The sequence below is a fragment of the Nonomuraea sp. NPDC049784 genome (genome assembly GCF_040659615.1).
Classification (GTDB): domain Bacteria; phylum Actinomycetota; class Actinomycetes; order Streptosporangiales; family Streptosporangiaceae; genus Nonomuraea.
In genome coordinates this window covers 1-9,811 of record NZ_JBFAMX010000081.1, presented here as the reverse complement: position 1 = coordinate 9,811, position 9,811 = coordinate 1, and the positions used below count along the sequence as shown (strand labels likewise).

General features: G+C 68.4%; 11 protein-coding genes. 4 read left to right on the top strand and 7 right to left on the bottom strand.

The annotated features are described in order from the left end of the window. On the top strand, positions 1-630 hold a 630-nt coding region (locus AB0J09_RS19235), incomplete at its 5' end, for a SpoIID/LytB domain-containing protein (RefSeq protein WP_360692348.1). A 54-nt stretch (positions 631-684) separates the two neighbouring features. Here AB0J09_RS19235 and AB0J09_RS19230 read toward each other — a convergent pair. The 3 genes from AB0J09_RS19230 to AB0J09_RS19220 all read right to left on the bottom strand — a co-directional run bounded on the left by AB0J09_RS19230 (position 685) and on the right by AB0J09_RS19220 (position 3,557). Next, the gene (locus AB0J09_RS19230; RefSeq protein WP_360692345.1) at positions 685-1,197 is read right to left on the bottom strand and encodes an NBR1-Ig-like domain-containing protein; all 513 of its coding nucleotides are present in this window, start codon (positions 1,195-1,197) and stop codon (positions 685-687) included. Between the two features lie 1,197 nt (positions 1,198-2,394). Continuing rightward, the gene (locus AB0J09_RS19225; protein ID WP_360692342.1) at positions 2,395-2,772 is read right to left on the bottom strand and encodes a tyrosine-type recombinase/integrase; all 378 of its coding nucleotides are present in this window, start codon (positions 2,770-2,772) and stop codon (positions 2,395-2,397) included. A gap of 275 nt (positions 2,773-3,047) precedes the next feature. Beyond that, entirely contained in the window at positions 3,048-3,557 is a 510-nt protein-coding gene (locus AB0J09_RS19220) for a MarR family transcriptional regulator (RefSeq protein ID WP_360692339.1), read from the bottom strand. 88 nt (positions 3,558-3,645) lie between these two features. Between AB0J09_RS19220 and AB0J09_RS19215 the strand changes: the two genes are divergently transcribed. Beyond that, positions 3,646-4,461: a class I SAM-dependent methyltransferase gene (locus tag AB0J09_RS19215; protein WP_360692336.1), complete on the top strand. Its 816-nt coding sequence runs from the start codon at positions 3,646-3,648 to the stop codon at positions 4,459-4,461. A gap of 314 nt (positions 4,462-4,775) precedes the next feature. Here the strand turns inward: AB0J09_RS19215 and AB0J09_RS19210 are convergent, their stop codons facing one another. Next, complete coding sequence (locus AB0J09_RS19210; RefSeq protein ID WP_360692333.1) at positions 4,776-5,438, bottom strand: TetR/AcrR family transcriptional regulator; 663 nt, start codon at positions 5,436-5,438, stop codon at positions 4,776-4,778. A 76-nt stretch (positions 5,439-5,514) separates the two neighbouring features. Between AB0J09_RS19210 and AB0J09_RS19205 the strand changes: the two genes are divergently transcribed. Together AB0J09_RS19205 and AB0J09_RS19200 are read left to right on the top strand one after the other, a co-directional pair. Continuing rightward, positions 5,515-5,961: a VOC family protein gene (locus AB0J09_RS19205; RefSeq protein ID WP_360692330.1), complete on the top strand. Its 447-nt coding sequence runs from the start codon at positions 5,515-5,517 to the stop codon at positions 5,959-5,961. After that, positions 5,958-6,968: an aldo/keto reductase gene (locus tag AB0J09_RS19200; protein ID WP_360692327.1), complete on the top strand. Its 1,011-nt coding sequence runs from the start codon at positions 5,958-5,960 to the stop codon at positions 6,966-6,968. Before AB0J09_RS19205 ends, AB0J09_RS19200 begins: the two co-directional genes overlap by 4 nt. A gap of 377 nt (positions 6,969-7,345) precedes the next feature. Here AB0J09_RS19200 and AB0J09_RS19195 read toward each other — a convergent pair whose 3' ends face one another. From AB0J09_RS19195 to AB0J09_RS19185, 3 genes are all read right to left on the bottom strand, one after another. Then, positions 7,346-8,005 (bottom strand): response regulator transcription factor, encoded by a 660-nt coding sequence (locus AB0J09_RS19195; protein ID WP_360692324.1) that lies wholly within the window; start codon positions 8,003-8,005, stop codon positions 7,346-7,348. Continuing rightward, positions 8,002-9,156, bottom strand: a complete 1,155-nt coding sequence (locus AB0J09_RS19190; RefSeq protein ID WP_360692321.1) for a sensor histidine kinase — start codon at positions 9,154-9,156, stop codon at positions 8,002-8,004. The genes AB0J09_RS19195 and AB0J09_RS19190 overlap by 4 nt, the downstream gene beginning before the upstream one ends. Next, positions 9,153-9,811: CPBP family intramembrane glutamic endopeptidase (locus AB0J09_RS19185; protein WP_360692318.1), on the bottom strand; the 659-nt coding region annotated here is incomplete at its 5' end. The genes AB0J09_RS19185 and AB0J09_RS19190, both read right to left, overlap by 4 nt.

The window sequence follows — 9,811 nt, the reverse complement described above, 5'->3', positions numbered from 1 at the left end:
AACAGCGGCCACGTCGGCACCTACCAGGACTTCGCCCCAGGCGCCAAAGGCAACCTGAACCCCACCCTCAAGAACCAGAACGCCTCGCACCAGTTCCTGAGTTTCGCACCGCCGACGCCGACCGGGTGCAAGACCGACGGCACGGACACCAAGCTGCCCACGACGATCCTGGTGTACCGGAAGTCCCTCGATCGCGTGGAGCGGGTGGAGTTCAAGACCTACGTCAAGAACGTCCTGCCCAACGAGTGGGTGTCAAGCTGGCCGAGCGAGTCCCTCAAGGCCGGGGCGATGGCCGTGAAGAACTTCGGCTGGTACTGGGCGCTGCACTCCAACCGCAAGACGGCGAGCGGCCAGTGCTTCGACGTCTACGACCACACGTCGAGTCAGGTGTACAAGCCCGGCTCCGCGAAGGCGGTGACGAGCGCCGCGGTGGACGCGACTTGGGGCACCCGGCTGACTCGCAACGCGAAGATCTTCCGAGCCCAATACTGCGCTACCACGACGGCGTGCGGAAATTGGGTCGACGGCGACTGGATGTCGCAGAACGGCTCTCGCGATAAGGCCAGAGCGGGCTGGAGCTACTCCAGGATCCTCCAGCACTACTACACGGGGATCGTTCTCAGCTCCTGAGCCCCCTGGCACCGTCCGACTCCGGTTCCCCGCCGTGTCACGCACGGCGGGGAACTAGAGTCCGTCGACGATGATCTGGAAGTTGATCGGCCGGCTTCCGGGGAACACGACCGCTCCCGAAGCGTCCACCATCTTGAATCGCACGTAGCACAAGCCCGGCTTCCTGGGCGTGGTGATGACGGTCCGGACGTCGACTGTCTCGCCAGGTTGCGTGTCCTTGATCGGCACGTCGGGGATGGTCTGGCATTGATCAGCTTGCTGCGTGAGGTCGAGGCGACGCAGCGAATATCCCTTCCACGGCACAGCCCCGGCGTTCTTGAGCCGCCATACCTTGGTCATGGTCTTGCCGGGACGGACGCGCGTGCAGTCGGCGAGCGTGACATCCTCGATGAACACGGCCGCATCACCCTTGTGCAACGGCGGGGCCCAAGGCGGGTTGGTCGAACGCACTGGGCAATCGGCTGGGGACAGCGCGGCAATCGATGGGCTGCCGGTCGGGTTCAGGCTGTGTCCCTCGGGGCTGGAGCCGCGATTGACGGCGGCCACGACGATGACCGCTGCCCCCATGATGACAGCCGCTGTTGCGAACGCGGCCGGGCGGGTCAGCCGTAATCGCCCTCTGCTCCCCGGCGCAGGAAGCAGAGGCTGGACGTCGCCCGCGAAGGACGGTGGCGGCGGCGTAGGCACGGATGCCGAGGTCTCGCCGGCCGACCGGGGCGCTTGCGACCCGCCGGCGAGGTGCACGGTACGAAGCTCCGCGGCGCCTGTGGCGGAGGCTGCGAGTCCACCAGACGGACGGTCCACCGAGGTGTCCACGCGCATTGAGGGATTCCCGGTGCTCGCCGATCTGACCGCCCTGTTCGCTCTCTCCCAGAGTTCGCGGTACGCGGCCGGGTCCGCGTTGCACGCCTTGACGAACTCGACGGTGGTCTCCCAACTCGGGAGCCGGTTACCCTTCGTGGCTTCATGCAACGTCGTGTGAGAAATTGCACCCGACCGGCCGGACATCTCCCGGAAAGGTGGATTACCGACCGCGTTGCGCAGTTCCCGCAGGGTAGTCGCGAAACCCTCGATTATCTCCGCCCGTGCACGCCTGTCGTCCACCGTGCGAAGGTAACAGCACCCACGGTCTTCACTCAACTCGAACCGAAATCTGCGCGAAGCCAGGCGAGATGAACGTGCAAAAAGCCATACGGCTCATCCCCGCTGCGGCTGGAAGCGGCCGCGCACCATGCCGAAAGGGCCCTTATCCTGGTCGAACGCAACGAAGGAGACCTGAGAAGCCACCCGGACCTCTGCCCCCACCCGATAATGATGGACATAGACGATTACGCCTAGGAGTCGGGGCGCTACAACAACCCGGACACCACATTGACCGGAACGCCTTTAGCCGAGCCGGTCTCGGCAGCGTGTGTTCAGGTCGATGATTCGCCCGGGGTCCTGACCGGGACCGGGACAGTATGCAGCGGAGCGGCTCGGGCCAGGCGGCGAACGGCATGGGTCGAGCGCCTGATCAAACCCTCCTGTGGGCTGCGAGGACAACAGCTCGTAAATCTAATGCGAATAGGAACGGTCAAGGAGCGCCACCCGCCCCATGGTTGCTTTGGATGCTCGTCGGCACCTGATACGGCATACCACCGGGCGGCATCCTTGGACATTCTGGATACCGACATTTGCCGACAGAATGATAGATTCAGGGCCCGACATAATTTCTGTCGGCTTTTAATCTGTAGGTTCCGGGTTCGAGCCCCGGGCGCCCTACCATCAATGATCTGGGCGGACTTCCCGATCTTCATGATCAGAAAGCCCGGTCGGTTGCATTTCCAGTTGCAGTTGTCCCCAGAGCGCCCGGCCTATGCGGGCTGCTGCTTCGATTGAGAGTGTCGCCGTGATGTGGGTGTAGCGCTTCGTCGTGGTCAGTTGTGAGTGGCCGAGGATTTCCTGAACCACGCTGATGTCCATGCCTTGTTCGATGAGGAGCGTCGCGGCGGTGTGGCGGGCGTCGTGGACGCAGGCATCTTTTTCGACTTCGGCCAGGCGAAGGAGGTCATAGTCCTGCCACCGCTCCCCCGCCGATTCTCGTTCGATGTGCTGGGCCTGTAGGTGGAGCTTGAGGAGTGGGACCAGCGGGGGCGGGATCATGACGGTTCGCTTGCTCTTGCCCTTGGGCTTGACGAAGGCTCAGCCGCCCACCCGTTCAGGGCAGGAAGGCGCGTGCTTGGTGCAGTCGGCCGCGCAGAACTTCTGCCCTTCCTTGTTGCACACGTGCTTCCGGCCGGACGTGCGCTTGGCCTTGGGACAGTCCTTCGGACACGGACCTTCTGCAGCTGGCCGCGGGCTGGGACAGACCCGTGATCGCGCACCGGCTGCCGCTCAACCAGGCCGCCAGGGCCCACCGGCTGCTGGCGGCCGGGCGGCTACCCCGGCAAGATCCTGCTGGCCGTCTCGCCGGCCTCGCGTTCGGCCTCCTGGAGCCGCCGCCACTTCGCCATCGACCGGTTGATCTCCTCGCGTATGAACGCGAAGAACCGACGGGTCTCGTCCAGCCGCCGCCCGGCAGGGGAGTCGAGACCCAACAGCGCGGTGCCCTCGTCGGCGCCGACCTGCACCCGGACCAGCATCGGGTCGGACTGGCTGACGAAGTGGCTCCAGGTGTGCTCGTGGATCCGGCAGAAGTCGTGCCGGGTACCGGGTTCGCGGCCGCGTTCGACCAGCCGCACCTGCACCAGGTATTTGACCGCCCCCGAGATCGCCGACGCGCCGACCCCCAGTCGCTCGGCGAGCTCGGCGGCCGACAGCTTGCCGGAGTCGGTGACCAGCAGCGCGGCGAACACGCGCGAGGCCATCCGGGGCATGCCGTATTCGACCATGATCTGCGCGAACCGTTCCTGGAAGACGGCGATCGCGCCCTCGTCCGCTCGCGTCACCGAAGCTCCCTCCCTCGTCGCGGCCTCAACAGTTTAAAACTATTCATGGACTTCACAAAATTCGTGAAACGCGAGTAACGTCGCTGTCGTGAAGGACACTGAACTCGTCGGAGTCCAGAAGACCCTCAGCCCCGTCCTCAGGGCCAAAGCACTGGACAACCGACTGCCGGACCCGATCCTCGGCGACGAATACGCCGAGCAGGCAATGCGCCGCCTCGACCCCGACTACGACAACCGCAGATTCGGCACCAGCCAGATGGGCCTCGCCGCCGTGGTGCGCGCCAAGGCCCACGACGACTGGGCCCGAAGCTTCCTCGCCGACCACCCCGACGCGGTGGTGCTGCACCTGGGCTGCGGCCTCGACGCCCGGGCGTACCGGATCGACCCGCCCGCCACCGTCGACTGGTACGACCTGGACTACCCGTCCGTCATCGAACTGCGGCAACAATTCCTGCCGCCGCGCGAGCACTACACCCTGATCGACTCCAGCGTTACCGACCTGACCTGGCTGGAACGCATCCCCCGCGGCCGACCGGTGCTGATGATCGCCGAGGGACTGGTGCCCTACCTGACCGAGACCGACGTCCGGGCGCTGCTGACCAGCGTCGTCGACGCCTTCCCCACCGGCCAAATACAGTTCGACACGGTGCCGGTCTGGGCGTGGCGAACCTCGAAATGGGACCCCTCGCTGCGCAAATACGACGCCCAGTTCCACTGCGGCTTCAACGACCCGGCCGCGTTGGCCAATTGGCACCCGCGGCTGGAATACGTCGACGAGGCGCCGATGAACGACTCACCGGTGCTGATGGCCAAGGCACCCGCGAACATACGCCGCATGTACCGCCTCATGAACCTGCTGCCGGGCATGAAACGGTCCACCCGCATCGTGCGGTTCCGGTTCTAACGCGCCGACGCCCGCACTGCGGCCGCTCGTCGCGTTATCGACCAGCGTCATTCCCTGCCCCCGAAACGCGCCGCGTGCAAACAACGCATCACGAGACGCTGATCGGCATATTCGTCCATCACCGTACGAAGATGCCGCTCGCCGAAGATCAGCAGCCTGTCGGTGCACTCCGTGCGTGCGGTCCGTGCCGGGACAAACCCGCAGCTCACAACTGTGAACGGAGTATTGACACCCTTCACCACTCGTGGCGGTGAGCGGCCGGCCCGGCAGCGCACTGCGCGGCCCGGTTCCGCCTCGGCCGCCTGTGGAGACCCTCACCGCTCCGAAGGTGACCGCGGGCCGGTGACGGCGTGGCCGTAGAGCAGCGACGTCCAGGCGTTGGTGAGGACGTCGATGAGGACCTTCTCGTCGTCGAAGGGCGGCACCCCGGCCGCAGCGAGGTAATAGAGCCGTTCCCCCAGCCAGGTCAGCGAGGCGGCCACGGCGCGCACGTCCACGTCGCCGAGCCGCCGGAGCGCGTCGGGGTCGGATCGGATGCGGGCCGCGGCGGCCTCGGTGAACAGGTCCATCTGTTCGAGCCACAGCGCTCGCAGGCCCTCGTCGGAGCCCCAGCTCTCCACGATCGCCATGAGGACTCCCGCGTTGGCACGCCACAGCCGGGCGCCGTCGCTCACACCGGCCCGGAGCGCGGCGGCCGGGTCGTGCTGCCCGTCGATCCAGGGTTCCGCCGCCTGCTGCCCCTGCGCCACGGCCTCGCGCACCAGCTCGCCGAGCACGGCTTGCTTGCTCGGGAAGTAGAAGTAGAAGCTGGCCCGGGAGACCTCGGCGGCCACCAGGATGTCGGCCACGCTCAGGGCGTCGAAGCGGCACTCCCGCAGCAGCTCGCGCGTCGCCGACAGGATGCGCTCCCGCAGCTCGGCGGAGGCCGGCGCCGCGCCGGATCGGCGAGCGGAGCGCGCAGTGCGCTTAGCAGACATGCGCCCCAGCATATGACCGACTGTACGGACAACATGTATAGACGATATGTCCATACAGTGTGTATGGTCTTCGATTATGACGCAGATAGCGATCCACCTGGTCGTCACCGACCCGGACCAGGCCGCCACCTGGTACGCCGAGGCTCTGGGCGCGCAGGAGACGAACCGCATCACGCTTCCCGGCGGCCGCACGCTGACCGTCGACCTCCTGCTCGGCGACACCCTCCTGGCGGTGGCCGGGGAGATGCCCGCGCTGGGCATGCGTTCACCGGCCGCCCTCGGCGGCACCTCCGCCGCCCTTCACGTACCGGTCCCTGACGTCGAAGCGGCCTGGGCGCGGGCGCTGGAGGCTGGAGCCACGGTCTTCGAGCCGGTGCACGACGCTTTCTGGGGCGAGCGCACCGGCCAGTTGCTCGACCCGTTCGGGCACCGCTGGGCGCTGGACCAGCACATCCGCGACGTGCCGCACGACGAGATCGTCTCCCGGGCCGCGGAACTGTTCAGCGGGTCGGCGACGGCATGAGGTACCGCACACTGGGCGCGAGCGGCCTGCGGGTCTCCGAGCTGATCCTGGGCGCCATGACCTTCGGCGAGCAGGGCGGGGTCGGCGCGCCGCTGCCGGAGTGCCGGCAGATGCTCGACCTGTACGCCGAGGCCGGCGGCAACATGATCGACACCGCCGTCAACTACCGTGACGGGGCCAGCGAACAGATACTCGGCGAGCTGCTGGAGGGCCGGCGCGAGTCGTTCGTGCTCGGCACGAAGTACACCGTGTCGCGTGACCGCGCCGACCCCAACGCCGCGGGGAACCACCGCAAGAACCTGCGGGCGTCGCTGGAGACCAGCCTGCGCCGGCTGCGCACTGACTACGTGGACGTGTACTGGGTGCACATGTGGGACCGTGACACGCCGATAGAGGAGACCATGCGCGCGCTGGACGACGCGGTCCGGGCCGGCACGGTGTTGTACGCGGGGATCTCCGACGCCCCCGCCTGGGTCGTGTCCCGCGCCAACACGCTGGCGGAGTGGCACGGCTGGAGCCCGTTCATCGGCCTCCAGGTGCCCTACAGCCTGCTCCAGCGCGACGTCGAACGCGAGCTGCTGCCCATGGCCGAGTCGCTCGGGGTGGGCGTCACCGCCTGGAGCCCGCTGGCCGGCGGGGTGCTGTCCGGCAAGTACACCCGCCCCGGCGGGCCCGCGACCGACGGCCGGCTGACCGCCGAATCGCTCTCACCCAGGGACCACGCCGTCGCCCGGGTCGTGCAGGACGTCGCCGACGACCTCGGCGCCACGCCCTCGCAGGTGGCGATCGCATGGACGACGAGCCGCTCGAGCGCGGTCCACCCCATCGTCGGGGCGCGCCGCGCCGACCAGCTCCGCGACAACCTCGCCGCGGTCGACCTCACCCTGCCGCCCGAGAGCATCGCCCGCCTGGAAAAGGCCACCGGCTTCGCGCTCGGATTCCCGGGCGACTTCATCGCCCAGACCTCCCCGTGGGTCTTCGGCTCGGCGCTCGTCGACCCGCGTTAACGACCGCGCTCCGGTTCTGGAGCCTGGGCGGTGCCAGAACTCGCGTCAAATCACCTGACCTGCGGCTTCGTTTCGGCGTTGGACGGCGCGGTGATATTGACTGATCAGACCGCTGACGACCGGTCGTCGCTGTATTCGAGCTGTCAGAGCCCCGGGCACCCTACACCCCTTCCGACCTGGGCTTTCTCGGTTCTTCTGTGACTTCGGACGAGAAGTTCATCTCGTAGGCCTCTGCCCACCGAAGGCGGTGGATCAGCGACAACACTCCGCAATGGTCGCAGCCGCCACCCTGATCATGCAGCAAAACCCCAGCTCACAGCACGAAACCGGGTTTCCGAGCGGAGCACCATCTCGCGCTGCGAACCGGGGGGTGTGTCTCAGGTCACCAGGCCCCTGCGGTAGGCGTAGACCACCGCCTGCACGCGGTCACGCAGGTCGAGCTTGGTGAGGATGCGCGACACGTACGTCTTGACGGTTTCCTGGCTGATCACCAATGTCGCGGCGATCTCGCTGTTGGACTGGCCGTCGGCGATGAGGCGTAGTACCTCCAGTTCGCGTGGAGTCAGCGCGACGTCGTCCGGCGTGCCCTCGGTGGGACGGATGCGCGACGCGTACCTGCCGACGAGCTGCCGCGTCACCTCGGGTGCCAGCAGCGCGGCACCTGTCGCGACGGTGCGGATGCCGTGCAGCAGCTGTGCCGGTGGGGCGTCCTTGAGCAGGAATCCGCTCGCGCCGGCGCGCAACGCCTCGTACACGTACTCGTCGAGGTTGAACGTCGTCACCACGAGCACCTTGACGGGATTCTCAACACCGGCGCCGGCCAGCAGGCGGGTCGCCTTGATGCCGTCGAGCACCGGCATGCGTACGTCCATCACCACGATGTCCGGGTTCAGCCGGCCGGCGAGGTCGACCGCGGCGCGGCCGTCCCCGCATTCGCCCACCACCTCGAGGTCGGGCTGCGCATCGATGATCGTCGCGAACCCGGTGCGGATCAGCGCCTGGTCGTCGCAGATCAGGACCCGGACCGGCGCGTTCACGACGGGCTCCCGGCGGGGATGCGTGCCCGTACGACGAAGCCGCCGCCCGGCTGCCGGTCGGCGCTGAACTCGCCGCCCAGGGCGTCGACCCGCTCGCGGAGCCCGGCCAGGCCCCGCCCGCTCCCGCCGGGAGAGGCGGCCCTGGAGCCGGGGCCGTCGGTGCCGACCTCCACGATGATCTCCTTCTCGCCGTAGCGCACCCGGACCGCGGTGGGGCTGCCGTGGGCGTATTTGAGGGCGTTCGTCAGGGCCTCCTGGACGACCCTATAGGTCACGAACTCGGCGCTGCCCGCCGATTCCGCCGCACTGCCCTCCTCGGTGAACTCCACCGGCTGCCCGGCCCGGCGCGTCTGCTCCACGAGCGTGTCCAGGTCGCCGGCGGACGGCATGCTGACGTCGGTGTCGTGGTCGGGGTTGAGCAGGTCGAGCATGTGCCGCAGGTCGGTGATGGCCCGCCGGCCGGTGTCGGTGACGGCGCTCAGGGTCGCGTCGAGGCGATCAGGTACGGCGGTCAGGTAGCGTGCCGCCTCGGCCTGCACGACCATCGCCGTCACGTGGTGGGTCACGACGTCGTGGAGTTCGCGGGCGATGCGGGTGCGTTCGGCGGTGCGGGTGGCCTCGGCGAGGTGGCGGCGGCGTTCGACCTCGGCGGCGCGGGTGGAGCGCAGCCAGGCTCCGATGCCCCACGCGAGGGCCAGGGCCAGGTAGAACACCACGTAACCCTCTACCCGCTCGGGCGCGCCGAGCCGGCCGAGCGCGAGCGCCAGCGGCACGTACGCCATGGAGAGGAGGACCACGGTGACGCGCCGGTGGCGCTCCAGATGGGCGCCCGCGCTGATGAGCGCGATGGGCATCGCGTTGCTCGCCAACACGTGGTAGCCGCGGACCTGGTCGAGGACGAAGCCGAGCGACACCAGAGCCAGGCACACGGCCGGCCACCGCCGGCGCACCGCGAGCGGAAGGCACTCCAGGGCGATCACCACGAACGCCGCCGCGTCGAAGGGCCGGGCCGGCAGGTCGCCGACCTGCGTCCCCTTGCCGTGGAGCGCCGGCAGGAGCGATGCGACGGCCAGCAGCAGCCCGAACGGTAAATCCCGGACCACGACGCCGCACCGCCGCCACAGGTCCGTGACCCGCCGTAGATCGGTCATTGGGCGAGCGTAGCGGTCGCGCCGCGCCGGCGAGGGACCACGTTGCCGCGCCGGCGGGCCAGCCACATGAACACGACCGTCAGCAGCAGGCCGAACACCACCGCGTACGGGCTCGCCTCCGGCCCGAACTCGCCGCCCGTGAGCAGGGCGGGCCCCGATGTCACGCTGTGCAGGAGCCCCTGCGTCGCGCCGTTGCCTGAGACCTCGGTGCCGAAGATGCCGCCCTCCGCGAAGTTCCAGCCGAAGTGCAGGCCGATCGGCACCCACAGGGTGCGGGTGGCGGCGTAGGCGGCGGCGAGCATGGCGCCGGCCTCGATCGCGATGGCGATCGCGCCCCACAGGCTGGCGTGCTGGTTGAACAGATGCGACAGGCCGAACAGCAGGCCGGTCAGAGCCAGCGCTATCCACGTGCCGGTACGTTCCTCGACGATCCGGAACAGGATTCCACGAAACAGCAGCTCCTCCGTCACCGCGGCGGCGGCCATGAAGCCGAACAGCCCGACCGCGCCCGCCACCGAGCCCATACCGTCGATCCGGTAGCCGCCGATGAAGGCGATGTTCAGGATGACGGCCGCGAACCCCGCGACACCGATCAGCGCTCCTCGTGCGACGGCGCGGGCGGCGCCTTGCGCCGCCACCTCCACCGGCGCGCGGC